Raw genomic sequence first — 25,918 nt, 5'->3', positions numbered from 1 at the left:
CCCCACCCCCTACCGGGTCTACGGACAGCAGCCCGTCCCGCCGACCGAGCGGGCGGTCCCGTGGCAGGCCGCGATCGACAAGCTCCGCGAGCAATGGCCGCAGCTGCAGAAGTACCCCGGCTTCTCACGAATGATCGAATCAGTCGCCCGATTCGCGGTAGGACTCGACGACCGCAGCAACAGGATGTGGTTGCCATCGCGGGGGTGGAGTAACTCGCCCGCCACGGTGCACCCCACGAGCGCGGCCACCGCCGCGCAGCAGGTCTTCCACCGGCCCGGTCCATCCTCGGCCCCGCCCTCGCCGCACAGTACCCAACCACCACCACGAGCACCTGCGCCGCCGCGTCGTGAGCCAGGGCGCGGACGGAGGCAGCTGTAGAAGCCGTGGGGTGGGGCCCCGGATCCGCGACATGAATCCCGGGCGAGGCCGCTGTGCTCGCCGCGCCAAGCGCCGTCATTCTGCGCGATACCGTCACGGACAAGTACCTCGCACTTGCCCAGCGGATGCCATCGCGACCCGCCGCCTTAAACCTCACCGCGGCCAGCATCCCCGCCCGCCCATCGACCTGCGCGCCCGGCAGGTCATCGACGGCGGAAGGCCGGGCACGGCGCCCAGTGGCCTGAGTCCACCCACCTCCGCTGCGGCTCACCTACTACGGGCCGGGGTACGGGCCATCCCGACAGCGGTAACAACGTTCGGCAACAGGTGATCAAGACGAGAACCACAGCAACACCGGTAACCACAGGGTTTCTGCGGTACTCGGCGGCTGACCTTGCCGCCGAGTGGGCGAGTGTCACTCTGGTTTGTTTGCTGAACACCGGCCGTAGGCTTCTGCGGTGTCCGAGCCGCTGGCCTACATCGACGAGTCCTTTCAGGAGCACGACGCGGAGGGCTTCTACGTGCTGGCGGCGGCCGTACTCACCCAGGAAGCCGCCGAGATCGGCACCGTGCTGCAGGGGCTGGCGGGGCACCGGTCACCGGGCAAGCTGCACTGGACGGAGTCGAGCGCCCGGTACCGGCGGGCCGCCGTCGAGCGGATCGCCGCCCTCGATGCCCTGCATGTGATCGTGGTCGGGGCCCTGGTGGCCGCGCGCAAGCAAGAACGCGCCCGGGCGATCTGCCTGCGCCGCCTCGCCTTCGAGCTCACCGGGCTCGGCGTGGCGCAGCTGGTCGTCGAGTCGCGGCAGCAGGTGCTGGACCAGCGCGATGTCCGGACCGTCCAGCAGGCCCGGTTCGACCTGCCCAAGGGAACCCTCCTGCGGGTCGAACACCGCCGCGGGGCAACCGAGCCGCGGCTGTGGGTGGCCGACGTCGTGGCCGGCGCGGTGCGCGCTCACCACCTGGGGGACTCGACCTACCGCGACCGGCTGGGTGCCCTGTTGCACCTGATCGAGGTGCCCACAGCAGACTGAGACCAGGCCTCAGACATGCGTAAGGCCGTGCTCCCGGTATCCCCCAGGTCACACGGCCTCGCGACTCGCGGCACGCCCACGACGTCCCGCTGCCGCTCAGGATACGTGCGAACCCGGCACTGGACAACCGCACAGCGTGCGGCCGCCCGACGCGGCGGGGACTCACCGACCCGGTGGTGTGACCCCGCGGGGGAACGCGGCGCCGGCGGGATCATCAGGGGCCGGCCGGGACGTTGGAGCAGCCGTGGCCGAGGACGAGCAGGCGGACAAGCCGCGGACCGTACGCGAGCGGGCGATGGCGGCGAAGCTGGACCTGGAGCGGTTCGAGTCGATGCTGGCCGCGGGCCGGGTCCGGCTCGACGGGGCGCCGGTGACCGATGGGACACCCCGGCGCCGGAGGGCACTCGATCATGTACGGCCCTGCTGCGCAGGGGGGCCGGCAGCGCCTGCGGAGTTAGCTGACGCGGCGATAGCGGATGTGGGTGGTCAGCGGTGAGTGAAGCACCTCAGCGGGTTCGAAGCCGAAGGATTCAACCCCGTCGAAGATTCGCTCGCCCGAACCGAGCAGGACCGGTGCGATGTCGAGGGTGAGCTCGTCGATCACGCCGGCGATCAGTGCCTGTCGGACGGTCGAGGCCCCACCGGCGATGTCCACGCCGTTGTCCCCGGCGGCCCGGCACGCTGCGGAGTAGGCCGCATCGAAGCCCTCGGTGACGAAGTGAAAAGTCGTCCCGCCGTCCATCTGGATCGGGTCATGTCCGTGATGGGTCAGCACGAACACCGGCGCGTGATACGGCGGTTCGGGGCCCCACCACCCGGTCCACTCCTCATCCCAGTCCCCGCGGATCGGGCCGAACATGTTCCGACCCATCACATACGCGCCCCGCGGGCGCATGAGCCACTCGTTCGCGACCTTGTCGGCATCGTTGGCTCGCGGGTCGCCGATGTGCCAGCCGTGCAGCTCCTGCCCCCGCTTGCCCAGGGGGTCCTCGCGGCTCTGGTCCGGCCCGGCGACGAAGCCGTCCAGCGAGATCGACATGTGGCAGGTTGTGTCCGGCACGGCGAACCTCCTGAGTGATTGCGACCTGCAAGCGGTCGTGCGGACGGTAGCCGATGATGGCAAACCGCGATTGCTATCCACGGGATGGTGACGCGGAGGTCAGACCAACCGCGCTCGGGCGGCGCGATCAACGCCGCGGGGGAGGTGATCAGCGACCGCTGGTCGCTGCTGGTCCTGCGCGATGTCATGTTCGGCAACCGGCGACACTTCCGCATCCTGCAGGAACGCTCCGAAGAGGGAATCGCCTCGAACATCCTCGCCGACCGCCTGCGGCGGCTGATCGCCGACGGTCTCCTCACCCGGGCGCACGCCGGCCGTGGTCACCGCGCCGAATACAGCCTCACCGAGGCCGCGATCCAGCTCGTCCCGGTCATGGCCGCACTCGGCAGGTGGGCGCACGCCACCGCCCCACAACGCCATCGCTGCGAGTGCGGGCCGAGCTGCTGGCTGACGGCGGGCCCGATCTTTGGGATGACTTCATGACCGAGCTCCGTGCCGAGCACCTCGGGGCGCCGCTCCCGTCGCGCGCCGGGCCGACCACGGCCGAACGCCTGGAAGCCGCCTGCGCCGCAGCTCTCGCCGTCGAAACAGGCGAGAGCCCGGGGAACGAGGACACAGCTCGACCAACCTGACGGTGGGCCAGTTGCCTCCGTCCAGGACGGCGGGTAGTGCCCACTCCACCGGATCACCGCGGCGGTGGAGAGGGCCGCGGTGGCCGCGGTGAGTGTGATCGAACCGATCTGGATCGTGAGCAGGCCACGACCCAGGGCGGGGTGGACCGGCAGGCGCCTGCGGTGGCGCTCCACCGTGCGGCGACGGCGAACGCGTAGCCGTAGTAGAGGTTCTCGATCAGGAAGAACAGCGCCACGCCGGCGACTCCGACCGGGGCGGGCTGCCCGGCGGTGCCGTTGGCCAGATCGGCCACGTCCTCGCGCAGCCCGGCCGGGATGGCGGTGGCGTCGGCCAGCATCGCGGCGATGACGACGGCCAACGGTATGAGCTGGCGGCGGGCCGAGCGGGCCACCTCGCGGCGGGCCCCGATGGTCGAGGTGATGAAAACCAGCAGGCAGTAGGTGGCTATCAGGCGCAGCACATGCTCGACGGTGCGCGCGCCCAGGCTGTCGAGCCCGAGCCACGGGGCGTGGTCGTTCGCGGCTACCCCGAAGGGCCACGAGGCCAGCCAGAACACCAGCAGCCCGACCAGCGCGGCCAGCCGCGGGTTGCCGGGCTGGCGGGCCAGCTGCCCGACCAGCCACGGCGGACGTGGACCACGCATCGGGTGGTCTCGTACCGGTTGTGGGCGTAGATCAGGCCCTCTGGCGTGGCGTGTTTGAGCTGCGCGCACACGGGACAGTGGGCGTAGCCGATGCCGGCGGCAAGACGCGTCGCGGTCATGCGACTCTCGCGGTCTGGTCGGTGTGCGCGAGGTCGGCGAAGCGGCTGTAGTGCAACTGGTGGGCCACCGTGATCGTGGTCGTGGGCCCGTTGCGGTGCTTGGCCAGGATCAGGTCGGCCTCCCCTGCCCGCGGGTCGTCGCGTTCGAACGCGTCCGGGCGGTGCAGCAGGATCACCATGTCGGCGTCCTGCTCGATCGAGCCCGACTCGCGCAGGTCCGACAGCATCGGCCGCTTGTCGGTGCGCTGCTCCGGGCCACGGTTGAGCTGGCTGATCGCCACCACCGGCACCTCGAGCTCCTTGGCCAGCAGCTTGATCTGCCGAGAGAACTCACTGACCTCCTGCTGGCGCGACTCCACCTTGCGCCCCGAGGTCATCAGCTGCAGATAGTCCAGGATGACCAGCTTCAGGTCGTTGCGCTGCTTGAGCCGCCGCGCCTTCGCCCGGATCTCCATCAACGTCAGGTTCGGCGAGTCGTCGATGAACAGCGGCGCCTCGCTGATCTCACTCATCCGCCGGGCCATCCGGGTCCAGTCGTCATCGCTCATCCGGCCCGCCCGCATGTCGGCCAACCGGATCCGCGCCTCCGCCGACAACAACCGCATCACGATCTCGGAGCGGCTCATCTCCAGGGAGAACACCGCGCTGGTCAACCCGTGGCGCACCGAACACGACCGGGCGAAATCCAACCCCAGCGTCGACTTCCCGAGCCCGGGCCGCGCCGCCACCACGATCATCTGCCCCGGATGCAGCCCGTTGGTGGCCGCGTCCAGGTCGGCGAACCCGGTCGGCACCCCCAACGCCACCCCACCCCGGGAGGCGATCGCGTCGATCTCGTCCATGGTCGGCTGCAGCAGCTCCTCGAGCGCGACGTAGTCCTCGCTCGTGGACCGCTCGGTGACCTCGTAGATCGCCGCCTGCGCCCGGTCCACCACGTCGTTGACCTCGGCCCCGTCGGCGCCGTGATAGCCCAGCTGCACGATCCGCCCCTTCTCGCAGCGATGGGGGCGGCGGTGGTGTCGGTGCGACCGGCCATTCCGGACGCAGAGTGTGCCGTGAGGCTGTAGGTGCCGGCAGAGGCCGTGGTCGCGGGGGTACAGCAGCCGTTCAACCCCGCGGGTTCGGGCGCGTGCCACGAGGCCGCAACACATCGACCCGGTGGTCAACCCGGGGGTTCTTGTGCGCGTCCGGTGCCGGGTCGGGGCGGGTCGCCGCCCGCCGCGGTGCCGTGCGCCGGCTGCCGCAGCAGCGGGCGTGAGGCGCCCAGGCGGACGTTCCGGACCCCTTCGGAGAAGGGGACCACGGGCTCGCCAGCTGGTGCGGGCAGGCCGACGGAGTTCGCCAGCGTCTCGGAGAACTGCTCGATGACGCCGGTGGACAGCGGCCATGGCTCATGCTCGACCGGGGTCTCGAACAGAATCCCGAAGCGGCGGGTGTAGCCGCGCCATCGACTGGTGAGCCAGATGTCCCGGTCGGAGGGTTGGATCCGTTCGCCAGGTCGGATCACCAGGTGGTAGGACGGCTCGCCGCCACGGCGGGCACCCGCGTACACCAGGGCGCCGCCGTGCTCGGACACGCTGAGGTCGCCGAGATGGTAGGGGGCGCCCACGGCGTAGCGGGCCGTCAGCATCACCGCGCTCGCCACCTCCAGGGACAGGAGCCACACCCCGTCCCGCCCGTCCGGGCGACGGACGTAGGTGCGCAGATTCGTCTCCGGAAACGTCGTGGAGCGCGGTGCCACTGACACACCGGCAGGTCGCACGCCGGCCATCAGCAACGGAGTCAGGCTCACCCAGGCCATGTCGTCGAACTCGTCCACCAGCAGCCCGCGGGGCAGAAGCCGCTGTACGTCCGCTGGCCGGAACGGCCAGTGCACGAATGTCAGCTTGAGCCACGCGGCCTCGAGCACCGGAGGCCAGGCACGCACGTCGGGGGGTGACGGATGGCATAAGCCCCCGAGTTCCCCGTCAGTCCACGACGAACCGTCGGGCCGTAGCGCGGCGGCCGCCTGTGCGGCCCGATTCCGCTCCGTCTGCATCAGCAGTGCGATGTGATCCGGACTGGAGGCCACCGGTCCGCTTCCCCGGCCCGACATCCACGACGACCTCGAGGCCCTGCTCGCCGTGCTGGGCCGGGGTAGCCGGTCCTCACCGCGCCACCCGCGCAGGGTGGCGTTGGAGATCGTCCCGGGCGCAGAGATCTCACGGCCGGCCCCACCTCCGTGGGCGTCGGGCAGGGGTGGCTCGTCCGGTGGGTACACCCGGGGGCGTGAAACGGATCAACCACAAGTTGTTGAGCTGGGCCTCGATCTTGGAGGAGGGCACCCGGCAGCAGGCCGAGCTCACGTCCGAGCGGCCGTTCATCCGCCCGCACGTGGCGCTGATGCCCGACGCGCACCTCGGCAAGGGCGCCACGGTCGGCAGCGTGATCCCGACCGAGGGCGCTGTCATGCCGGCCGCGGTCGGGGTGGACATCGGCTGCGGGATGATGGCCGTGCGCGCCCAGTTCAGCCTGGACGAACTCACGGCGGCCGGTTGCCGTCACGGCCTCGCCCCGTTGCACGACGCGATCGCGCGCCGTGTCCCGCTGTCGGCCGGGAGATACAACCGCGCGCGTACGCGCACCGCGCGCCCGAGGCTGCGGGAGCTCCGGGAACTCGCCGATGCGGCCGGGTTCGACCCGGCCGACTACGCCTCCAACTGGGAGCTGCAGCTCGGATCGCTGGGCTCCGGCAACCACTTCATCGAGGTGAGCGCCGACGAGCAGGACCGGGTGTGGCTGTTTCTCCACACCGGCTCCCGAGGTGTCGGCAACAAGATCGCGCAGCAGCACATCGACGTGGCACGGCAGGAACGCGCCCACGAAGCGCTGCCCGATCAGGACCTCGCGCACCTGTCGGAGGGCACCGAGTCGTTCGCCGCCTACATCCGCCAGATGCGCTGGGCGCAGGAGTTCGCCCGCCTGAACCGTGAGGAAATCATGGACCGCGTGGTCGACGCGCTGGCCGATTGGATGCGCACCGACGTGGAACGACTGGAGACGATCAACACGCACCACAACTACACCGTCCGCGAACACCACTTCGGCCGGGACGTGTGGCTCACCCGCAAGGGCGCGATCGACGCCGCGGAGGGCGTCCGCGGGCTCATCCCCGGCTCGATGGGTACCGCGTCCTACATCGTCACAGGCAAGGGCAACGCGCTCTCGCTCAACTCGAGCCCGCACGGCGCCGGGCGCAACTTCTCCCGGACCGCGGCGCGCAAGCGGTTCAGCCGCGAGTCCCTCGACAAGGCCATGCGCGGAGTCGCATGGGGTCACTCCACCGCCTTCCTCGACGAGCACCCCGAGGCCTACAAGGACATCGACGTCGTGATGGCCGACGCCGCCGATCTGGTGACGGTCGACCACACCCTGCGCCAGGTCGTCAACGTCAAGGGCGACTGAGCCACCTCGCCGGGCAACCATCCCGGCCGGCGCATGGCGGCCGAGCCGTCCCGGGGCGGCCGAGCTGGAGCTGCGCCGGACCTGGCCGGAGCAGTGGCACCTGACGCCCGCTTTCCTCGGCGAGGCCGACGCGGGACCGGTTCCTCTGCCACCTCCAGCCGATCCCGGCCGGCGCAACGATGACCGATCCGCAACGACGCCGGCAGTGCCGCGGCCGTTTCCGCGATCGCAAGAACAGATTTCGCGGCGGCGACGGATCGAAGCGTCAGGAGCCCGCCGCTGGGTACTCGCCTCGCCGAGCTACGCGGCACTCCCAGGGGCCCTCGAATGGGCCGCGGTGTGCTCGACATGACGCAACTGCCGCGGCTACGCGGTGGCGGGCAGGCGCTGTCCCGGATCGGCGGCGGCCGGGTGGCCGGTGGGCCGGCATCGGGGTCCGCGGTCCCGGCGAGCAGCGCCTGGAATCCCAGCGGCGTCGGCTGCGACAGCGGATGACCTTGCTGCGCCGTCAGATCGCGCAGCTCGCGCGCAGGCGGGAGACCACTCGCCGTCGTCGCGCCCACAACCGCGTGCCCTCGGTGGCCATCACGGGTTACACCAACGCCGGCAAGTCCGCGCTGCTCAACCGGCTCACCGGCGCCGACGCGCTGGTCGAGGACGCCCTGTTCGCCACCCTCGACCCCATCGTGCGTCGCGCCCAACTCCCGGACGGCTCGCCCCACACCTTCGCCGACACCGTCGGCTTCGTCCGCCACCTGCCCCACCAACTCGTTGACGCGTTCCGCTCAACTCTCGACGAGGTCGCCGCCGCCGACCTCGTCCTCCACGTCGTCGACGCCTCGGCCCCTGATGCCATGGAGCAGGTCACCACCGTGCGTGGTGTTCTGCATGAGATCGGCGCAACGCACAGGCCCGAGCTGCTCGCCCTCAACAAGATCGACGCTGCGCCGAGTGAGTGGGTCGAGGCCCTGCAGCAGGCCTATCCGGACGCCGTCCGGGTCTCCGCGCGCACCGGCGAGGGTCTGGATCAGCTGCGACAGGAGATCAGCCACCGCCTTGACGGCACACGGTGAGCCACGTCACGCGGCCGCGGTTGTGTCGCCCCGGCATCCCGGCCGAGCACGCCTCACCACCGTCCCTGAACCAGGATCGGCCCAGGTGGTCACGAGCGGCACTCTCCCGACGCCCGAGCGGCTGCGTCCTCGGCGGTGGGAACCGGCTCATGTCCGGGCCGATCTCGGCCAGGATCACCTCCGCCCACGCGGGACGTCCCGGCCGGAAGGCGTTCATGTCCGGCGAGCGCAAGCAGAACACCATCAAGACCCCACCCTCAGCGACGCGCCGTCGAACTCGCCCAGCAATGCGAGCACCTGCACGCCGGCAACCCGGGCCCGCACACGAGGGCGACGCCCAGCTGCTCGCCCAGCTCGCCGCGGCCGGCGCCGAGTAGCAGCTCTAACGGGCCGCCCGACCAAGCCCGAGGACCCGGCGCAGCCCGGCGTCGAGCTGATCGAGCAGGTCGGTCGGCAGGTGGCTGACCGGTCCGTCCAGGTGCGCCTTGTCCACGCACACCAGCGCGGTCACGTTGGCCACCGAATCCTTCGGCAGCCCGGACGCCACGGCGGGCAGGAACACGTTGCCCGGCGCCGCGGCCAGCGCGGTGTTGCTGGTGATGACGACCCCAAGGGTGGTGGCCAGCCGGCTGCGGTTGTACGGATCGGCCTGCACGATCACCAGCGGGCGGCGCTTACCCGGGCCGCTGCCCCGCGGCTCGCCCAGATCCGCCCAGCAGATGTCCCCGCGGCGGATCACCACTCCTCATCGGTGGCGGCCAGCACGCTGCGCCCGTGCTCGGCGGCCTCGCGGTTGCTGGCGTCGGGGCCCCCGGCCGCCTCGAGCGCGGCGTCGAGCCGCTGGGTGATCGAGTCGGCGTCCAGCTCGTCCAGGTAGCGCTCGGCGGCTCGGGTAAAGATTTCCGACCGGGACACGCCGAGCCGGCCCGCCGCGTCCTCCACCCGGGCAAACGTGTCGTCAGGTAACGAAATGGCAGTTTTCATGCGGCCAGTATAACCTGGTATTACCGGCCCTTGGCTGCGCTCCGCGTACGACGATCTGGCCGCCGACGCCGCGTAAGACGGCGTCCTGCTCGAGCTCGGCGCCGCGCGAACGCCTTGACCCACGCTGGCCGCCGAGCTGGTGCGGCACCAGCCAGGAGTCGCCGGTGCCGCACAGCCGGCCCTGCTCAGGTCCCGCGGACGGCGCGGTCCAGGCCGAGGAGCTCGACCTCGTCGCAGCTCAGCGGCTGGGTGGGGTTCTCACGCCGGATCTGAGTTGGCGCATCGCGAGCGGAGAAGCGCCCAGCGCAGTATCGCGCACCGGCGGGAAGCCCTGGTGCGATCACGCTACGTGGATGTGCTGTTAACGCAGCGCTATCGTGCAGAGTGTCAGGCTGGCGCTATGACGATCAATGGGCCGCGGGGCTTGGCCGCCTCACCAGGGCGACAGATGTTGAACAAGGTCCCGGAAGTCACCATCTACTTCTGGATCATCAAGGTCCTGGCTACCACGGTCGGCGAGACTGCCGCAGACTTCTTGAACACGAACCTCAATCTGGGCCTGACCAACACCTCCTACGTCATGGGCAGCCTGTTGCTCATCACGCTGGTGTTCCAGTTCAGGACCAGGAAGTACGTGCCGGGAATCTACTGGCTCGCGGTCGTCCTGATCAGTGTCGTCGGCACGCTGATCAGCGACAACCTGACGGACAACTTCGGGGTCGCCCTGGAGACCACCACCACCGTCTTCAGCGTCGCACTGGCGGCCACCTTCGCGGCGTGGTACGCGAGCGAGAAAACCCTGTCCATCCACACCATCCACACGACCCGACGGGAAGCCTTCTACTGGTTGACCATTCTCTTCACCTTCGCCCTGGGCACGGCAGCGGGCGACCTCGTGGCGGAACGCCTCAATCTCGGCTACTGGGTTTCAGCACTGCTGTTCGGCGGACTGATCGCGGTCGTCGCCGTCGCCCACATCCGCTTCAGGCTGAACGCGGTGCTGGCCTTCTGGATCGCCTATATCTTGACCCGTCCTCTCGGCGCCTCTGTCGGTGACCTCTTGTCACAGCCTCACCACGACGGGGGCCTCGGCCTGGGGACGACCTGGACCAGTGCACTCTTCCTTGTCACCATCTTGAGTTTGATCATCTACCTGAGCATCACCAGAAAGGACGAGGCTGCTCCCGAGACCCTCACCTCCTGAGCAGACGAGCAGAGCCGGCGGCGTCGATCCGTCCTGACGCGAGTACGTCCGCAGCGAGATCTCGGCGACCGCTCGACCCCCGGCCGCGCTGAGACGCTCGACCACCTTGCGGGGTCAGCGCGTGCATCGCGAGATCGGACAACCCCGAGTGTGGGTCAATTCAGGAGGTCGACCTCCAGTTCGGACAGGCCGCGGCCGTGTCGCTGGCTCGCCGCGTTGTCGACCTTGACCGGGCGGACGTTGTACCCACACGGTCGACCGGCACGCGAGTAACCCTCGGCCAAAGTGCTGACGTCGACGCTGGGTACCTCGACGGTCAGCAGGCGATCTACAGCGACCGCATCGATGGACTGATCGCCGAATGATTCCGGTATGACCGCAGTCCCGGGCCGTCCACAGCAAAATTCCACGATGGACGCCCGGCCTCCTCGTACTCCGTCCCGGACCGGCCTCGATGACCGTTCGTGCTGGTCAGGGAACCATTCCGGCTGGCCGCGGAGCTGAATTGGCGGCGGTCCCGGACGCGCAGGCTCCAACACGGCGATCGATCTCGAGACGGGTCGGCTGCCGTAGGCGTCGGCCACCCGCGCCATCCCCGCCAGGGCCAGGAGTTGCCATGGGCGTGGGCCATCCCGCGAGGGGTTTGAGGCTCTTGGGCGATGCCGGTGCTGCCGGCGAGGTGGTCTGTCAGACGCGCCCGCATTCGGCGGAGTCGACCTGCCGGGCGCGGACAGATCCGGTGCTCCGCGGCCCCGGCGGTTCAGCGCCGGTGGGTGCCCCATCCGGGCCCGGGCGGACCTCGCCGCCCGGGCCCGGTGAGTGTTTGGCGTCAGCCCTGCGGACCGGTCTGGTGGTCGACGTTGCCGGGTGGGTCGGCGTGACCGCCGGGGCCGTCGGCTGCGTCGGGCTGCTCGGCCCCGGCAGCGGTGTCCGCCGGATCGCTCACGCCGGACCTGTCTGCCGCATCGGGGGTGTCGCCCGCCTCCGGCTGGTCGACGGACTGGCCGGTCGACGAGGCGGTGGGCGGCGGGGTGGGGGTGCCGGCGAATGCGGTGCCGGCACCGATCCCGGTGAGGGCCAGGGCACCGATCGCGGTGGCGATCAAGGTGGGTTTGAGCTTGCGCATCGAATGTCCTCGTTGTGTCGGTGAGGTTCGGACAGGCCAAAGCTGCGCGACGCCGATGAGATGGGCGTGTATGGGCGGTGTGCGCGGCTCTCACCCCAGTCGACCAGGGCCGTCGGCCGCGTTCTCATCGAGTTCACATACGACCTGGCTACGGTCGGGCCCGTGCGGGTGCTGGTCGTGGAGGACGAACTGCGGATGGCGGCGCTGCTCAAGCGCGGGCTGGAGGAGGACGGTTACGCCGTCGATGTCGCATCCACGGGCCCGGACGCGGTGTGGCAGGCCACGGAGTTCGGCTACGACGTCGTGTTGCTGGACGTGATGTTGCCGGGCCTGGACGGGGTTGAGGTGTGCCGGCAGTTGCGCACCGCTGGGCGGTGGATGCCGGTGTTGATGCTCACCGCCCGCGATGCGGTCGAGGACCGGGTTCGCGGCCTGGATGTCGGCGCGGACGACTACCTGACCAAGCCGTTCAGTTTCGCGGAGCTGTCCGCGCGGGTGCGGGCGCTGATCCGCCGCGGCACGGTGGAGCGGCCCGTCGAACTGGAGGTGGCCGACCTGCGGCTGGATCCGGCGACCCGGCGCGCTTGGCGGGGTCAGGCCGAGCTGGAGCTCTCGACGAAGGAGTTCGCGCTGCTGGAGTTGTTCCTGCGACATCCCGGGCAGGTGCTGACCCGCACCCGGATCCTGGAACACGTGTGGGACTTCGCCTATGACGGTGTGTCTAATGTGGTCGACCAGTATGTGCTCTACCTTCGGCGCAAGATCGACCGTCCGTTCGGGTTAGAGCAGCTGGAGACGGTGCGCGGCGCCGGCTACCGGCTGCGGGCCGAGCCCGCGCAGCGCACCCCGGGCGGGTCCGCGGCGGATGCCGGGTAGGGCCGAGCCATGCCTCTGCGGCTCCGGCTGGCGCTGCTGTTCGCGGTCGGCACCGCGCTGGTGATCACGGTCGCCGGACTGGGGTTTCTGCTGCAGTTGCGGGTGAGCGTCGACGCCTCGTTGGACACTGGTCTGCGGTCCCGCGCAGCGTCGGTGGCCCGCGAACTCGCCTCCGAGCCGGCCGCGGCTCCACAGGTGGGGCAGGCCGACCAGATCACACAGGTCCTCACTCCGGCCGGGCAGCTGCTGGCCTCCTCGGCCGCAGCGGGCCCGGCCCCGCTGCTCGATCCGGCGCAGCGTATGCAGGCGCTGGCTGGGGAGATCTCGTTCATCGACATCGTGGCTGGTGACCGCAGCCGGTTGCTGGCCACCCCGGCGACCGCGGGCGGCCGTCGGCTGCTCGTCGTAGTGGGCACGGGCACCGATGTCTCGGATGCCGCGGTGGATCGGGTTCGATCCGCGCTGCTGTTGGGTGGGCCGCCCGCGGTGCTGCTCGCCGGATTCGGGGCCTGGCTGCTGGCCGGCGCTGCGCTGCGACCGGTGGAACGGATGCGCCGCGAGGCTGCCGCGATCAGTGAACACGACAGCGGTACCTGGCTCGCGGTTCCGGACACCCGGGATGAGATCGCCGCGCTGGGCGCGACCATGAACGCGTTGTTGGCACGGCTGCAGGGGGCGCTGGCCCGGGAGCGGGGTTTCGTCGCGGACGCTGGTCATGAGTTGCGCACCCCGTTGGCGATCCTGCGTACCGAGCTGGACCTGGCAGCCCGCCCGGGTCGTAGCCGTGAGGACCTGATCGAGGCGATCGGTCACGCCGGGGAGGAGACCGACCGGTTGATCCGGCTGGCCGAGGACCTGTTGCTGCTGGCCCGCGCCGATAACGGGCAGCCCTTCCTGCGGCCGGCCCCGTTGTCGCTGCCGGATCTGCTCGCGGCTGCCGCCCGCGGCGCTGCCGCCCGCGCTGCTCCCCGGCAGGTCGGCGTCGAGGTGCACGGCCCGACCGAGCTGCACGTCCGGGCTGACGCCGACCGGCTGCGCCAGGCCGTGGACAACCTGCTCGACAACGCCATCCGCTACGCACCATCGGGCGGCGTGGTCGAGCTGAGCGCCTCGACCCGGGCCGCACCAGGCGGCTCGTCAATGGTCAGGATCGAGGTCGCTGACCGCGGACCGGGCTTCTCACCCCACTTCCTGCCGCACGCCTTTGAACGCTTCCAGCGCGCCGACGCCGCCCGCAGCCGAGACGACGGCGGCGCCGGCCTGGGCCTGGCCATCGTCCGAGCGGTCGCGATCGCCCACGGTGGCGACGCCATCGCCGCCAACCGACCCGGAGGCGGCGCCGTCGTCATGGTCGACCTTGCGGCCGACACGGCCGAGCCGCTGGACGGCGACCCGAACCAGCCGCACGGCCACCACCGTGGCGCGGGGAAGCCACAGCGCACCGCGACGCGGTGGAATCAGGGCCCGGCGTAGCAGCGTCATCCTGCTCACGCGCGGTTGGTCACGGGGCGAGACCACCGTGTCGCAGCCACGCCGCCGGGTTGCCATGTCCTCACGGCCGGCCAGCCGAGGCGCCTCGGTGCCCACCGCCTGCCGTGTCCGACGGGCGGTTCGGGGCGGCACAAAGGCTTGCCGCGCCTCGGCGCACCGACGGCGCCGGCAGATCGGCTCCGGCTGACCGCTGATGTGAGGCCTCACATCCAGCTCTCATCATGGCGACACCGCTCGGCGCGCACCGTGAGCAGGTCCCATCGACCACGCCGGTCTCCCGGAGGCACCGCTGATGCCCATCATCGACCCCCAGGAACTTTCTCGTCACAGTCCCGGCGGGGAGCGTCCGGAATGGTCCCCGCAATGGTCATGGCGCCGCGGCGACGGGGATCTGCACGGCCCGCGGCCGTTGCGGGTGCCGTTGCTCGACGGTCGAGCGGTGGGCCGGTACCGACGCCGCGGCCGGTGGGCGATCACCGCAGGGGGGGTCGCCGCCGAGCCGCGGGACGCGGAGTTGGCGTTGTCCAACTATCTGGACGTGCTGCGGGAACAGCGGCTGCGTCCGCTGTTCGTCGGGGTTCCCGATCCGCGCCCGTTCGCCCGCCGTGGCCTCTACACCTGCCCCCTCGCCCAGGAGGCTGCGGTCATCGCTCTGCGCCGCTTCGACCTGGCAGACCCGGCCATGGGCGTGGTGCGGCGCGCTGTTGGGGCCGCGGAACGAGCAGGGCTACGAATCCTGGCCGCGGACGCCGAGGATCCGGCCACCGAGTGCCGGGTCGCGGTCGATGCCACGGGGAGGCAGCTGGCCTCCGTGCAGTGGTGTCGGCGCGGTGCCGACGATGGCGTCCCGCTGGAGTTGGTCAGCTGGCGCTGCAACGACGAGGACGGCCCCGCCGGGCCGACCTTGATCGCGCTGATCGCCGCAGGTCTGGCCGATTACCGCGCTCGCGGAGTCGCCTCGATCAGCCTCGGGCCTGGGCACCGCGACTGGTGGCCGCGCGGGGCGCCCCGAGCTGACCGGGCACTGCCCGGGCCGGTCATCGAGGCGTTCGGCCCCCGGTGGCGCACCCGCTGGCTGGCCATGCTGTCGGGCTGGCAGCTCCCAGCTGCCTGGCACGCCCTGCACTGAGGCGGCACCACACCCCCATGAAGCACCACCCGAGAAAGGAGCAGCTCGTGCTGCGCCGGGCCCCCCGACAGTCTCCCCCCATAGGCCTGCGACGTCGGCCACTGCTGCGCATTGCGGCGCTGGTGGCCGTCGTCCTGGTCACCGCGGTCGGCGTCTCCTACGCCCGGGCGTTGACGTTCCCGGGCAACGCCAGTTGGCCGGCCCGAACGGTCGGCTGGGTCCGCGACCACGGAGGCGGTGGTCTGGTCGACCTGCTCGAGTACTGGAGGTACTCGCACAACCAGCCCACCGGGGCCGCGCCGGCGGCTGCCGCGCTGCCGCACGCGTCCGCCGCGCTCCCGGCCGGGTCAGCAGGCCCGCGCCCGCTACCGCTGCTGGCCGGGGTCCCCGCCCTGCCCGGGGAGGGGATGTGGACGGCCGGCCCGCGACAGGTCGGCGGCCTGCCCGGGCTCTACACCGGATACTTCCGGCCCGACCCGCGCTATCCCAGCCTGGTCGTCGGGGCCGCCTGGATGGACCAGGCCCTCCTGAGTACCCGGTTGATCGCGGGTACCCGCGAGCCCGGCGGCGCCGGCTGGCCGTCCGGCTCGCAGGTACCCACGGCGCTGCGCTCGATACTTGCGGCGACGTTCAACTCCGGGTTCCGGCTCACGGACGCCCAGGGGGGCTACTACGCCCACCATCGGACCGCCGTGCCGCTGCGCGACGGCGCCGCTTCACTGGTTGTTGACAACAATGGTGTTGTCTCGATCGGGCAGTGGGGTCGCGATCTCGCGATGGGCCCGACCGTCGCCGCGGTCCGGCAGAACCTGGCTCTGCTCGTCGACCATGGCCGGGTTCTGCCCGGTCCGGGCTACCCCGCGACCGACGCATGGGGCAGCATCCGCAATCAGGTGCAATACACCTGGCGATCCGGGCTGGGCACCGACGCGGCCGGGCATCTGATCTATGTCGCCGGGGACCAGCTGAACCTCACCGGCCTCGCCCACGCCATGGTCGCCGCCGGGATCACGCGCGGGATGCAACTCGACATCCATCCCGGCATGGTCGACTTCACCAGCTACGGGCCGGGGCCCGGCCGATCCTTCGGGCTCGCGCCAACGAAGCTGCTGCCGGCGATGCCTGGCTCGGTAGACCGTTACCTGACCCCCGACCAGCGCGATTTCCTCGCTGTCACCGTGCGGCCCGCCCCTGTACCGGCAACCAGCGGTTGAGATCGACACCGGATCGCCAGGGGCGTCCGCGGTGTCCGCCCGCACGGCGCTGCGGGTTCTGCTGGGGCACCTCCCTCTCGACCTGGCTTTGATCGTCTTGGCTGTGATCGTCATCGACCGGTCGTGGCCACGGGCGGGCCGCTCGAGCGGCTCGGGGACCCTGCGCTCCGGGCGGTCGGGGGGAGCGGCAGCTGCCCTTCGCCCCTGCCACGGGTGCGCGGTGGCGACGCCGCCGGGTCGCTCGGGTCGGTGCTCGCGGTCGGGATCGTCCCCGCTGGTGGACGCTGGTCCAGCGGGAGGTCGCCGACCCGATCGACCCGCTACCGCCGCCTCCGCAGCAGGGTCCGGCGCTGCGTGGCGGCGAGGTAGTGCGCCCGGAGTGCGGGCAGGTCAGGGAGGTCGAGAGCGGGGAGGGGATAGCCGATCACCTGCTGGAGAAGGTAGTCGGCGAGAGTCGGGTTGCGGGCCAGGACCGGGCCGTGCAGATAGGTGGCGATGACGCGGTCGGTGACGATGCCTTCCGCGGCTGGGCCGGCGCCGTTGCCGATCCCGGCCACCACCTGGCCGAGCGGCTGTGCCCCGGCGCCGAGGCTGGTCGCACCGCGATGGTTCTCGAACCCGGTGAGCAGCCCGACGCCGGGCAGTGAGCAGCGGGTGAGGATCTGGCCGACGGCGCGCTGGGAGCGGGGTGCGGTGGTCAGGTCGAGCAGCCCCAGTCCGCGATGGTGGTGGCCGGTGGCGTCGGTCATGGTGTGGCCGAGGATCTGCATGCCAGCGCACACGGCGAGGATGTGGGCGCGCGTGTCCAGGGCGTGCCGCAGGCCGCGGTGGCGCTGCAGCCAGGACGCGGCGTAGTACTGGGCGATGTCCTCGCCCCCGCCGAGCAGGTAGATGTCGCAGCCGGCGGGTGGGGTGTCGCGGGCGGTGACCCGGTGGACGTCGGCCGGGATGCCGCGCCACCGCAACCGTTGGGCCAGCACCGTCGCGTTGCCGGCGTCGGAGTAGGTGCCCAATACGTCGGGCAGCAGAAGACCGATGGCGACCGCGGAGTCAACGGTCATGGCGCAGGCGGCGGCGTAGCTGGTGGAACGCGGTGTAGTTGGCGACCACGTCCACTTCTCCGGCGGGGAGCAGGGCCAGGGCAGCTAACGGGTCGGGCGCGGTGTGGTGGTCCAGCCCGGCGTAGCTCAGTCGCACGCCCAGGTCGGCCGCGTGCTCGCCGGCCGCCGCCACGGGGCGGGCGGTGAGGGCCTCGAAGTCGACATCCCACAGCCAGGAGGTGTCACGCCCGTCCGCCTCCCGGGCATTGACGATGACCAGCAACGGCCGGGGCCGATCGAGCAACGTCAACGTCTCTGCCCAGCCGGCCGGATTCTTCGCCAGCAGCAACCGCACCGTGTGCTGGCCGTGGCGCACGACGGCATAACGGCCGCCGATCTCGTCCAGGTGGGAGACCGCGGGGAGGGTCTTTTCGACACCCACTCCGAGGGCGTGCGCCGCGGCCAGGGCCATCAGGGCGTTGCCGGCGTTGAACCGGCCCGGCAACCGCAGTCGCAGGGCGAAGCGTCCGCACGGGCCATGGGCGGTGCTCGCCTGGTACGACCAGCCGGGGTGCGGCCGGCGCACGCGGCACCCGGTGCAGCGCCAGAGCTCGCCACGCCCGCGATCCAGGGTGCGCCCACACTGTGGGCAGATTGCCGCATCGCCCTGCCACGTCGCGCCCGCGCCGATCCAGATCGGCCGCCGCGCCGCCCTGCCCGCGGCCCAGACGGTCAGCGGATCGTCGGCGTTGGTGACCACGAAGGCCTTCGGATGTCGGGCCAGCACGTCCCGGATCTTCGCTGCGGTTGTCCGCACCTCCGCACCCCGGTCCAGTTGATCGCGGGTGAGGCTGAGCAGCACGATCCCGGCTGGGTCGACGGCTGCGGCCACCCGGGGCAGGTGCAACTCGTCGACCTCGAGCACCACATATCGGGCGTGCGGTTCGGCCGCCAGTGCGGCGACTGCCCCGTCGGCCATGTTCGCCCCGCTGAGGTTGTGCGCGGTCGGTCCTGCGGAGCGCAGAGCCGCCGCCAGCAGGTGGCTCGTGGTGGTCTTGCCGTTGGTGCCCGACACCAGCACCACGGTCTTGCCGGCGGCCAGCCGACCGAGCAGGCCGGGATACAGCAGCAGCGCCACCCGCCCTGTGATGATCGAGCCCTGTCCCAGGCCCAGCCGGCGGGACAACCACGCCGCCCCGCGTCCGGCGGCCACCGCGAACCGCGCCCACCAGCGATCGGCCGCCACAGCGACGCTCACAGCTCGCGCAGGATCCTGACCGGGGACCGCCGAGCGATCCGCAGTGCGCCGGCGGCGGCACCACCGAGCGCGCCGACCGTGACCAGTACGACGGCGGTCAGGTAGATCCAGGGAGTGCTGAGCAGCGACGGCGGGGGGTCGAACACCCCCGTCAGCACCGCGACGAGGACCTGCGAGAGCAGCCATCCCAGCGCCGCGCCGACCAGGAGGCCACCGACCGTGAGCGCTGTCGCCTCTGCCGCGACCAGGCCACGCAGCTGCCGCGGGGTGGCGCCCAGCGCGGTGGTGATCGCGAAGGTGCGGCGCCGCTCGGTCAGGCCGAGGGCGAGGACGAGCCCACCGGCCGCGGCGGCCAGCACCAGCGCGAAACCGAGCTCGACCCGGGTGAGCCCGGCGAGGTCGACAGCGGTGAGGCTGGAGCCGACGCTGGAGCGGGTGTGGGCGATGTCGGTGACCGCGGCGGACGTCCCCACCGTGGTCTGGATCTGGTGCGCGATCGTGCTTGTGTTCTGCCCACCGGTATCGACGAGGAACGCGCCGATGGCATCGCTGCTGGTCTGCGCGGCGACGTAGTCGGCGTTGGCGACGAAGAAGCTGTCCTTGGGCGCGGTCGGGAACTCCTTGACGATGCCGGCGTAGTGGAACGCCACCGTGGTCAGCTGCTTGGTGGCACCGTCCTGCAGGCGCAGGTTGAGCAGGTCACCGGGGTGGAGCTGGAAGTCCTTCACGGTCTCCGCGCTGACCAGAACCGAGTCCGGCTGCGCGGCGAGCCTGTCCATGAGTTGGCGCGCGCTGCCGCCCTGGAAGTAGGTGTCCTGCAACGCGGTTGCGTTGGTGATCGTCCCCGGCCGAACCCCGTAGAGGTCCTGCAGGTCGGCGCCGACATAGGCGAAGCGGTGCTGGATGGGTTCCACCGCACGCACCCCCGGGATCGCGGCGAGGCGGGACGCGGCGCCGGGCCCGACGGTCACCCCCGGTGACTCGGTCACGGTGACGTCGGCGCCATTGGTCAGCTGCGCGTCGGCCTCGGCCTGGGCCTGGTAGGTGGCGTTGAAGGTGGCGGTGGAGCCGGCGAAGGCCAACGCGAGTGCGAGCAGCACGATCGAACGGGCCAGCGGGCGGCGCTGCCGGGCCATCATCGCCGCGGCAGTCGCGGACAGTCGCCCAGCGACCGGACGCAGGCCGCGGCCCACCAGGCCACGCCCGCGGCCGAGCAGCAGGTCCACCAGCCGCCAGGCCGCCAGCCCGGCGCCGACCCAGAGCAGGGCGGGACCGGCGAAGGCCCAGTAGGACACCGAGATCGTGGGCACCCCCTCGGGGGCCAGGACGAGCTGGTAGCCGGTCCTGCTGGTCACCCACACCACGACCCCGCCGGCCGCCAGCAGCACGATGTCGACCCCGTAACGGGCCCACCACGGTGCCGTGGCCCGCCCAACGGGCCGGCGTCCGGCGGCCACCGTGGACCAGCGCAGGTCGCGGAAGGCCGGCAGCAGCACGCTCGCCGCGGCGATGACCAGCCCCACGACCGCGGCGGCGAGGATCCAGCCGACCGCGGTCGCGGTGGTGGTCCCGAACCGCGCCGACCCGAACGCGACCTGCCCCACCAGCGCCGCAGCGGCCAGGCCGACCAGGCTGCCGGCCACGCCGACGAGCGCGGCTTCCACCGCGGCGAGCCCGACCAACTGCCCGGTGGTGGTGCCGCGGGCGCGCAGCAGCGCCTGCTCGCCGCGGCGCCGGGTCGCCCCGGCGGCGGTCACCGCGCCGGTCAGCAGCCCGGCCAGCACCGCGCCGGGCAGTCCCAGGAACAGGAAGAGCACCTGGGCGTAGGCGGCATCCGAGCGCGCGGCACCCAACGCCGCGCCCAGGTTGTCCCCGACGGTTCCGGCCCCGGCGGTGCGAGCCTCGAGGTTGTGCGCCGCGGCGGTCACCTCGGTGTAGGCGGCGGCCGGATCCGAGGGCAGTTGGTGGGTCCGCGCCGCATGAACCTGGGTTGCGACGAGGTCTGGCCGGGCGCCGGCGAGCGGGTCGAACAGGGTGTGCCATTGCGCGTCGGGCAGCAGAACCACGTTGTCCGGTGGCGCGACCGGCTGCGCACCCACCGGGGCGCCGACCTTCTGGAACAGCGAGTCGGCCTGCGGCAGATCGACCACTCCGGCCACCTGGACCTGCACCGGTGCGAGCCCGGCACGACCGATCTGCACCACGTCACCGGGCCGGGCGTGCAGGTTGGCCGCGGTCTGCTGCGCAAGCAGCACGCCCCGGTCTGCGCCGGTCAAGGAGCGGATCTCATGAGGAAACACGCGTCGGTATCCGTCGGGCAAGCCCAACACCACCGCTGCCCCGGTGGTCTGGGTGCTGCCGCCAGCACTCGCCGACAGACCCGTGCTCTGCGCGAAGCCGACCGGCAGGGCGTCGCGAACCTGCGCCGAGGCGCGCACAAGGTTCAGCACCGCGGCCGGGTCGGCGCCGGGCTGCACCTGAACCTGCCAGTCCACCGCCACGTCGCGGACCGCCCGGGCCGTCATCGAGCCCTTCGACGCGGCGAGGAAGGCCCCCAGCGAGGCCAGCAACGCCACCGCGACCGCCACGCCGCCGGCCGTGGCGGCCAGCCGGCCCCCGCGCCGGCGCAGCAAGCCGCGCAACCAAATTCCGATCATCGGGGGCCTTCCTCGACCGGGGCGGACCCCGGTAGGTCGTCGGGTGTGACGGTGAGCCGGCCGTCGGTCATCTGCCAACGGTCGCGCAGCCGCGCGGCGACGCGGGGATCGTGCGTGCTCACCACGAGCGCGGCGTCCAGCTCGTCGGCGGCCTCCAGCAGCACCGACACGACCTGGTCACCCGCCTCGTGGTCGAGCTGCCCGGTGGGCTCGTCGGCCAGGATCAACCGCGGACGCCGGGCAAGCACCCGGGCCACCGCGACCCGCTGGGCCTGCCCACCGGAGAGTTCCTCGGGCAGCTTGGGCCCCAGCCCGCCGATCCGTAGCCGGTCCAGCGCCAGACAGGCGGCCTCCACCGCCTCGTTCTCGTCCACCCCCGCCAGCAGCAGCGGCAACGCGACGTTCTCGATCACGTCCAGTGCGGGGATCAGGCTGGGGCCCTGGAACACCACGCCGATCGCGGACCGCCGCGGCGCCCCGTCCGTACCGGGCCGAACCGGGGCGGGCCGGTCCAATCCCGGCCAGCTCACCGAGCCGGACGTGGGGGTCTCCAGCCCGGCCAGCAGGTGCAGCAGCGTCGACTTTCCTGACCCCGACGGCCCGGTCAGCGCCACCCGAACCCCGGGGGGCACGACACAGCTCGCCCCGCGAACGGCGTCCACCGAGCGCGGACCGACACCGAACGCCCGACTGGCGGCAACGCATTCCACGAGAATCCCGGATCGGGCATCGACCGCATTCCCATCACCGGTAGTGACCATCCCGGCGCTCATCCGATCACCCGCCCGTCGGCCAGGCGCACCGTCCGGTCCGCGGCCTCCGGGACGGCAACGCTGTGGCTGGCGGCCAGGACCGCGACCCCGCGTCGAGCGGCCGCGACCAGCAGCTGCAGGACCGCGGCCTCGGTCACGCTGTCCAGCTCCCCGGTGGGCTCGTCGGCCAGCAGCACCACGGGATCGTTCGCCAGCGCCACCGCCAGCCCGGCTCGGGCCGCCTCCCCGCCGGAAAGCTCGCTGGGATAGGCGCTGGCACGGCCCTCGAGCCCCACCGAGGCGAGCAGCTCGGCCCGCGCCGGCCCACCCGACCCCGGGGACAGTGCCTGGACCAGGGCGAGGTTGGCCTCGACGGTGAGGTGGGCGATCAGGTTCGCGGACTGGAACAGCACCCCGATCCGGTCCGCGCGCAGCCGGGCGCGGACCGGTTCCGGTCGATGGCTGATCCTTTTCCCGGCGACCAGCACCGCGCCACCGTCGGGTTCGTCCAGCCCGGCCAGGCACGCGAACAGGGTGGACTTGCCCGATCCCGAAGGGCCGACCACCGCGACGAGCTCCCCCGAGGCCACGGTGAGGGAGACCCCCTGCAGCGCGAGGGTCTCTTCCTCACCGGCCCGGAAGAACCGGTAGAGCGAACGCGCTTCGATCGCGGACACCGCGCCGTCCTGCGTTTCACCGGTGTCCGGTCCGGCCGCAGTCGCCCTGCTCACCGGTTCCACCGGAACGAGTCAGTGATCTTCTTCCACGGGTCGACGTTGTCCGCACCTTGCGCACCTGAGAGCGTCAGTATGACCTCCTGGCCACCCTTCCAGAACTCGTACCGTTCCACCGCCTCCACCGCGGACCTGCCGGTCACCGCGTTGGACGCGGAGACCGCCTGGTAGGTGACGAGCACCGCGGCGCCGGCCGACCGTTGTGCGGTGCTGACGTCGCCGAGCTTGAAACCGGTGACGGAGCCCTGCAGCCGCGGGACCTCCTGCGCTCGGGCCGAGGCCACGTCCGGCGCCGTGGGTCGAGGCTGAGCCTCGATCCGAACACTGTTGAGCTTGTCGGTGAACACCACGCCCGAACCCGAGGCCGAGCGGGACCAACCCTGCGGCACGGACACCGTGAACAACCCCCCGGGGTCGCTGTAGGGCACATAGACCTGGTTGTCGGGGATGTCCCCGGCCGCGTTGACCTCCGGGCCGTTCGGGTTCGAGTTCGCCGACTGTCCTGCGGGTGCCGATCCCGCCGAACCCCCGCACGCGCCCAGCAACCCCACCAACACCATCACCCCGAGCGCCCACGCCCCCGCCCGCCGGCGCCGGACCCCTCCCGCGGAGGCCCGCCTACGCCGGCTCCCGTTCCCCGGCATCGCACCAACTGACCCGATCTGCGGGCGAACACGGCCAACCACGACCACGACACGAACCTCCAGCAGCAGGGACCAGGCGGGAGGAGCCTGGACCGCCGCCGATGTGCCGACGATGTGCGCAAGATGAGACCATCCACATCTCCGATGCCGCGCGCTACCCCGATTTGTTCCTCGCCGGCCGGCAAGCCCTGCTTCCGCGCCCTGCCCGGGCTATCCGCAGTTCTGCGGCCGACACAGCCGGGCCCCTCGACGGTGGCAGAGGGTTTCGGCTCGGTCACCTACGTCACGTTCTCGGTATCCGGGCGGATCACGGCGCCCCGGGGGCGGGTTCATCGATCTGTGCGCCAGCCCACCGGCACAGTTGACCGGCGAACTCACCATCGCAGACAGGGACGCGGATTGACGGCGACCCCGCCCCATGGATCGCTAGCCCGGACGGGATCAGGGTTTCATGATGTTGAAAGTTCGGAACGGACCCGGCCCAGGAAATTGTCCAGGTCCACCGAGACAACGCGCCCCGACTACGTCTCACTGAACCCGGACCATCCGCTGACCGCTTCGTCTCATCGAAGTTGGCCAGTGCCCAGGACGTACAGGCTTCGGCTGTTCAGCTTGGATGAGAACCGACTCACAGGAGGGCGGCGGTGGTCGCCGCCGCGGTTGCGGTGGGGTGTGTTCCACGGAGCCGTTCGAGGCAGACGCGTCGGTGCGGTCGTCGGGTTCGCTGCTCGGCCCGTTGTCGGTGCCGTTTCGTGGTAGCCGTTGTCGGCGATCACGCGCACCCCGGCGGCACGTAGGGCTTCGAGCAGGCCGTGTTCGCGGGCTGCGCCCATGTCGTGACGGGCGCCGGGCAGTGCGGGCGAGGCCCAGATCAGCCTTCCGGCCGGGTCGGCGACAACCTGCAGGTTGACTCCGTGACACTTGTGTTTGCCGGAGCGACAGTAGGGCCGGTCCCGGGCCCGATCTCATGCCGACTCGGTCGATCCTGGGTCCCGTCGATGATGACGAACGCTTTCCTCATCGCGACGGCCATCGCGTCACGCAACGACGGGGCGAGCGCGGCGAGCACCTCGATCGCTTCGCGGATGTAGCGGAACGCGGCCGGCGTGCCGATGGCGAACCCGGCGGCGAGATCGGCGTAGGTCTCGCCCTTGCGCAGGTGCACGACAGCGAGCAGGGCCTGTTCCCCGACCGTCGGGCGCCGCCATCGGGTCCCGACCGCGGCGCGTCGGTGGCGCAACGCGTCGGGGAGGGTGATGAGGGCGTGGTTGGACATGGTGAACCCCGCGGGGTCGGAAGGCACCCGAAGCTCCTGGCCAGGCGGATTGATCCAGGCAATCGCCCGACTACCAGGAGCTTCACTCATCTCGGTGATGCCACGCCGCACCCGCAGAGCCGACCGCGGCCAGGTTGGAAAGCATCTCAGTGACGGACGGGTGCCCGGGCCAGGCCCGGCCGAGCCCTTGCCAAGACTTCTGAATAAGTTCAGAATGGTTGGCGTGACGACCGAGGTGCAGTGGAGCGAGTTGCAGCGCGATCCGAAGGGGGTGGCGGCGCTCGCCGACCGTGGGGACGTGCGGGTCCGGCGCCGCGACGGGGTGCCGTTGCTGTTGGTGCGCGAGGACAGTGCCAGTTCCGCGGCGGACGGGGCGTTGAGCGCGGCGCGGGCGCTGCGCAACGCGTTGGCTCACCTGTCTGCTGATGCCGCTGCGGACACGCTCATGGAGGAGTTCCCGTGGGTGGATCTGCTTCCGCAGGCGGATCGTCGCCGGTTCGTCGCCGATTTCGTCCGTGCTGTTGGAGCGTCGGCGGAGTTGGGCCGGTGGTCGGTGCTGGCGCAGGTGCTCGTCGAGTGGAAGGCCACCGCGGCGATCCATGCGGATCCGGCACTCCTGGAGGAGTTGACCCGATCGCTCGATGAGGACCTCGGGCCGGTGCCGCCACCGGACGGGTCCTGAGCGGTGCCGGCCAAGCGTGGCGATCGCGTCGATCCGCCGGCGCGCCCGGATGGTTGGGAGGCGCGGTTCGCGACGTCGGAGGCCGCGAAGGGCTGGGAGGAGCTCTGTCGGGTGGCGCGGGCGAACACCTGGGAGGCATGGGTCGTGCTGACCGAGCGGCCCATGCGTCCGGAGAACCCGGCGCGTCAGCACCGCTTACGCGGTCAGTTGGCCGAGCGCCAGATCGGTGGCCGGACGTTCGAGCAGTGGCAGTACGAGGTGACCGCCGGAGGGCGGATCTGGTACTGCCCGGATGAGGCGCGGCGGGTGGTGTGGGTCGTTGCGGCAAGCCCAGCACACGGCTGCGTCCCCGGAGGTGGTGTACGAGTCCCTCGCTGGTGAGCGGCGTGGCGTCGTGACGTGAGACGGCCACCGCGTGATCTTGATGAGTACCGACCAAGGAACTCACCGAGAGGATCACGACGAT

Annotated in this window: 23 protein-coding genes and 2 pseudogenes; 11 read left to right on the top strand and 14 right to left on the bottom strand. The window is 71.4% G+C overall.

The window, feature by feature from the left end; genetic code table 11:
* Positions 1 to 837: 837 nt before the first annotated feature.
* Positions 838 to 1,413 (top strand): hypothetical protein, encoded by a 576-nt coding sequence (locus HF526_RS30925; protein ID WP_169385192.1) that lies wholly within the window; start codon positions 838 to 840, stop codon positions 1,411 to 1,413.
* 454 nt (positions 1,414 to 1,867) lie between these two features.
* Here the strand turns inward: HF526_RS30925 and HF526_RS30920 are convergent, their stop codons facing one another.
* Complete coding sequence (locus HF526_RS30920) at positions 1,868 to 2,452, bottom strand: dihydrofolate reductase family protein (protein WP_211178062.1); 585 nt, start codon at positions 2,450 to 2,452, stop codon at positions 1,868 to 1,870.
* A gap of 165 nt (positions 2,453 to 2,617) precedes the next feature.
* On the opposite strand from HF526_RS30920, the gene HF526_RS37180 reads away from it, so the two are divergent.
* Positions 2,618 to 2,956 (top strand): winged helix-turn-helix transcriptional regulator, encoded by a 339-nt coding sequence (locus HF526_RS37180; protein ID WP_338051877.1) that lies wholly within the window; start codon positions 2,618 to 2,620, stop codon positions 2,954 to 2,956.
* A 202-nt stretch (positions 2,957 to 3,158) separates the two neighbouring features.
* Here HF526_RS37180 and HF526_RS30910 read toward each other — a convergent pair whose 3' ends face one another.
* From HF526_RS30910 to HF526_RS30900, 3 genes and pseudogenes are all read right to left on the bottom strand, one after another.
* Positions 3,159 to 3,749, bottom strand: coding sequence for a solute carrier family 23 protein (locus HF526_RS30910; protein WP_169385191.1), 591 nt, complete (start codon positions 3,747 to 3,749; stop codon positions 3,159 to 3,161).
* 115 nt (positions 3,750 to 3,864) lie between these two features.
* Positions 3,865 to 4,854, bottom strand: a pseudogene (gene dnaB / locus HF526_RS30905) (replicative DNA helicase); the annotation flags it as partial.
* 176 nt (positions 4,855 to 5,030) lie between these two features.
* On the bottom strand, positions 5,031 to 5,939 hold the full coding sequence (locus HF526_RS30900; RefSeq protein WP_211178059.1) for a YqjF family protein: 909 nt from the start codon (positions 5,937 to 5,939) through the stop codon (positions 5,031 to 5,033).
* A gap of 197 nt (positions 5,940 to 6,136) precedes the next feature.
* On the opposite strand from HF526_RS30900, the gene HF526_RS30895 reads away from it, so the two are divergent.
* From HF526_RS30895 to hflX, 3 genes are all read left to right on the top strand, one after another.
* Positions 6,137 to 7,312: an RtcB family protein gene (locus HF526_RS30895; protein WP_169385190.1), complete on the top strand. Its 1,176-nt coding sequence runs from the start codon at positions 6,137 to 6,139 to the stop codon at positions 7,310 to 7,312.
* 348 nt (positions 7,313 to 7,660) lie between these two features.
* A complete protein-coding gene (locus HF526_RS35915; protein ID WP_239029365.1) occupies positions 7,661 to 7,807 on the top strand; it encodes a hypothetical protein in 147 nt (48 codons plus the stop codon).
* Positions 7,741 to 8,385, top strand: a complete 645-nt coding sequence (gene hflX / locus HF526_RS30890; RefSeq protein ID WP_338051879.1) for a GTPase HflX — start codon at positions 7,741 to 7,743, stop codon at positions 8,383 to 8,385. The genes HF526_RS35915 and hflX overlap by 67 nt, the downstream gene beginning before the upstream one ends.
* A 382-nt stretch (positions 8,386 to 8,767) precedes the next feature.
* Here the strand turns inward: hflX and HF526_RS30885 are convergent, their stop codons facing one another.
* Both HF526_RS30885 and HF526_RS30880 read right to left on the bottom strand, forming a co-directional pair.
* A complete protein-coding gene (locus tag HF526_RS30885; protein ID WP_338051875.1) occupies positions 8,768 to 9,124 on the bottom strand; it encodes a type II toxin-antitoxin system PemK/MazF family toxin in 357 nt (118 codons plus the stop codon).
* A complete protein-coding gene (locus HF526_RS30880; RefSeq protein WP_169385188.1) occupies positions 9,121 to 9,369 on the bottom strand; it encodes a ribbon-helix-helix domain-containing protein in 249 nt (82 codons plus the stop codon). Before HF526_RS30880 ends, HF526_RS30885 begins: the two co-directional genes overlap by 4 nt.
* A gap of 448 nt (positions 9,370 to 9,817) precedes the next feature.
* Here HF526_RS30880 and HF526_RS30875 point away from each other — a divergent pair, with 448 nt between their 5' ends.
* On the top strand, positions 9,818 to 10,573 hold the full coding sequence (locus HF526_RS30875; protein WP_169385187.1) for a COG4705 family protein: 756 nt from the start codon (positions 9,818 to 9,820) through the stop codon (positions 10,571 to 10,573).
* An 829-nt stretch (positions 10,574 to 11,402) separates the two neighbouring features.
* Here the strand turns inward: HF526_RS30875 and HF526_RS30870 are convergent.
* Positions 11,403 to 11,699 carry a hypothetical protein gene (locus HF526_RS30870; RefSeq protein ID WP_169385186.1) on the bottom strand — a complete coding sequence of 99 codons (297 nt, stop codon included), beginning with the start codon at positions 11,697 to 11,699 and terminating at the stop codon, positions 11,403 to 11,405.
* Positions 11,700 to 11,861: 162 nt separating this feature from the next.
* Here HF526_RS30870 and HF526_RS30865 point away from each other — a divergent pair, with 162 nt between their 5' ends.
* The 4 genes from HF526_RS30865 (at position 11,862) to HF526_RS30850 (ending at position 16,409) form a co-directional block, all read left to right on the top strand.
* Positions 11,862 to 12,575 (top strand): response regulator transcription factor, encoded by a 714-nt coding sequence (locus HF526_RS30865; RefSeq protein ID WP_338051874.1) that lies wholly within the window; start codon positions 11,862 to 11,864, stop codon positions 12,573 to 12,575.
* Between the two features lie 9 nt (positions 12,576 to 12,584).
* Complete coding sequence (locus HF526_RS30860; RefSeq protein ID WP_169385184.1) at positions 12,585 to 14,048, top strand: sensor histidine kinase; 1,464 nt, start codon at positions 12,585 to 12,587, stop codon at positions 14,046 to 14,048.
* Positions 14,049 to 14,505: 457 nt separating this feature from the next.
* The gene (locus tag HF526_RS30855; protein ID WP_169385183.1) at positions 14,506 to 15,195 is read left to right on the top strand and encodes a phosphatidylglycerol lysyltransferase domain-containing protein; all 690 of its coding nucleotides are present in this window, start codon (positions 14,506 to 14,508) and stop codon (positions 15,193 to 15,195) included.
* A gap of 122 nt (positions 15,196 to 15,317) precedes the next feature.
* Positions 15,318 to 16,409, top strand: a complete 1,092-nt coding sequence (locus HF526_RS30850) for a hypothetical protein (protein WP_169385182.1) — start codon at positions 15,318 to 15,320, stop codon at positions 16,407 to 16,409.
* Between the two features lie 320 nt (positions 16,410 to 16,729).
* On the opposite strand, the gene HF526_RS30845 is transcribed toward HF526_RS30850, so the two are convergent.
* From HF526_RS30845 to HF526_RS30815, 7 genes and pseudogenes are all read right to left on the bottom strand, one after another.
* On the bottom strand, positions 16,730 to 17,470 hold the full coding sequence (locus HF526_RS30845; RefSeq protein ID WP_169385181.1) for a type 1 glutamine amidotransferase: 741 nt from the start codon (positions 17,468 to 17,470) through the stop codon (positions 16,730 to 16,732).
* Complete coding sequence (locus HF526_RS30840; RefSeq protein WP_338051873.1) at positions 17,460 to 18,707, bottom strand: Mur ligase family protein; 1,248 nt, start codon at positions 18,705 to 18,707, stop codon at positions 17,460 to 17,462. Before HF526_RS30840 ends, HF526_RS30845 begins: the two co-directional genes overlap by 11 nt.
* Positions 18,704 to 21,364: an ABC transporter permease gene (locus tag HF526_RS30835; protein ID WP_169385180.1), complete on the bottom strand. Its 2,661-nt coding sequence runs from the start codon at positions 21,362 to 21,364 to the stop codon at positions 18,704 to 18,706. The genes HF526_RS30840 and HF526_RS30835 overlap by 4 nt, the downstream gene beginning before the upstream one ends.
* Positions 21,361 to 22,125 carry an ABC transporter ATP-binding protein gene (locus HF526_RS30830; protein ID WP_169385179.1) on the bottom strand — a complete coding sequence of 255 codons (765 nt, stop codon included), beginning with the start codon at positions 22,123 to 22,125 and terminating at the stop codon, positions 21,361 to 21,363. Before HF526_RS30830 ends, HF526_RS30835 begins: the two co-directional genes overlap by 4 nt.
* An 8-nt stretch (positions 22,126 to 22,133) precedes the next feature.
* The gene (locus HF526_RS30825) at positions 22,134 to 22,793 is read right to left on the bottom strand and encodes an ATP-binding cassette domain-containing protein (protein WP_169385178.1); all 660 of its coding nucleotides are present in this window, start codon (positions 22,791 to 22,793) and stop codon (positions 22,134 to 22,136) included.
* 50 nt (positions 22,794 to 22,843) lie between these two features.
* Positions 22,844 to 23,410 (bottom strand): hypothetical protein, encoded by a 567-nt coding sequence (locus HF526_RS30820; RefSeq protein WP_169385193.1) that lies wholly within the window; start codon positions 23,408 to 23,410, stop codon positions 22,844 to 22,846.
* A 782-nt stretch (positions 23,411 to 24,192) separates the two neighbouring features.
* Positions 24,193 to 24,770 (bottom strand): annotated as a pseudogene (locus tag HF526_RS30815) (transposase family protein); the annotation flags it as partial.
* Positions 24,771 to 24,993: 223 nt separating this feature from the next.
* Here HF526_RS30815 and HF526_RS30810 point away from each other — a divergent pair.
* Complete coding sequence (locus HF526_RS30810; protein WP_169385177.1) at positions 24,994 to 25,452, top strand: hypothetical protein; 459 nt, start codon at positions 24,994 to 24,996, stop codon at positions 25,450 to 25,452.
* Positions 25,453 to 25,918: the final 466 nt, after the last annotated feature.

The organism is Pseudonocardia acidicola, from assembly GCF_012911935.1.
In the GTDB taxonomy this organism is placed as follows: Bacteria; Actinomycetota; Actinomycetes; order Mycobacteriales; family Pseudonocardiaceae; genus Pseudonocardia; species Pseudonocardia acidicola.
Note: the sequence above shows the minus strand (reverse complement) of the source record. Positions and strands in the feature narration are given on the sequence as shown.

What these genes read in the sequence shown, in the direction of transcription:
- HF526_RS30920 (WP_211178062.1), bottom strand. Translation starts at nt 2,452, where the DNA reads ATGTCGATCTCGCTGGACGGCTTCGTCGCCGGGCCGGACCAGAGCCGC.
- HF526_RS30910 (WP_169385191.1), bottom strand. Translation starts at nt 3,749, where the DNA reads ATGCGTGGTCCACGTCCGCCGTGGCTGGTCGGGCAGCTGGCCCGCCAG.
- HF526_RS35915 (WP_239029365.1), top strand. Translation starts at nt 7,661, where the DNA reads ATGACGCAACTGCCGCGGCTACGCGGTGGCGGGCAGGCGCTGTCCCGG.
- HF526_RS30880 (WP_169385188.1), bottom strand. Translation starts at nt 9,369, where the DNA reads ATGAAAACTGCCATTTCGTTACCTGACGACACGTTTGCCCGGGTGGAG.
- HF526_RS30875 (WP_169385187.1), top strand. Translation starts at nt 9,818, where the DNA reads ATGTTGAACAAGGTCCCGGAAGTCACCATCTACTTCTGGATCATCAAG.
- HF526_RS30870 (WP_169385186.1), bottom strand. Translation starts at nt 11,699, where the DNA reads ATGCGCAAGCTCAAACCCACCTTGATCGCCACCGCGATCGGTGCCCTG.
- HF526_RS30860 (WP_169385184.1), top strand. Translation starts at nt 12,585, where the DNA reads ATGCCTCTGCGGCTCCGGCTGGCGCTGCTGTTCGCGGTCGGCACCGCG.
- HF526_RS30845 (WP_169385181.1), bottom strand. Translation starts at nt 17,470, where the DNA reads ATGACCGTTGACTCCGCGGTCGCCATCGGTCTTCTGCTGCCCGACGTA.
- HF526_RS30835 (WP_169385180.1), bottom strand. Translation starts at nt 21,364, where the DNA reads ATGATCGGAATTTGGTTGCGCGGCTTGCTGCGCCGGCGCGGGGGCCGG.
- HF526_RS30830 (WP_169385179.1), bottom strand. Translation starts at nt 22,125, where the DNA reads ATGGTCACTACCGGTGATGGGAATGCGGTCGATGCCCGATCCGGGATT.
- HF526_RS30820 (WP_169385193.1), bottom strand. Translation starts at nt 23,410, where the DNA reads ATGGTGTTGGTGGGGTTGCTGGGCGCGTGCGGGGGTTCGGCGGGATCG.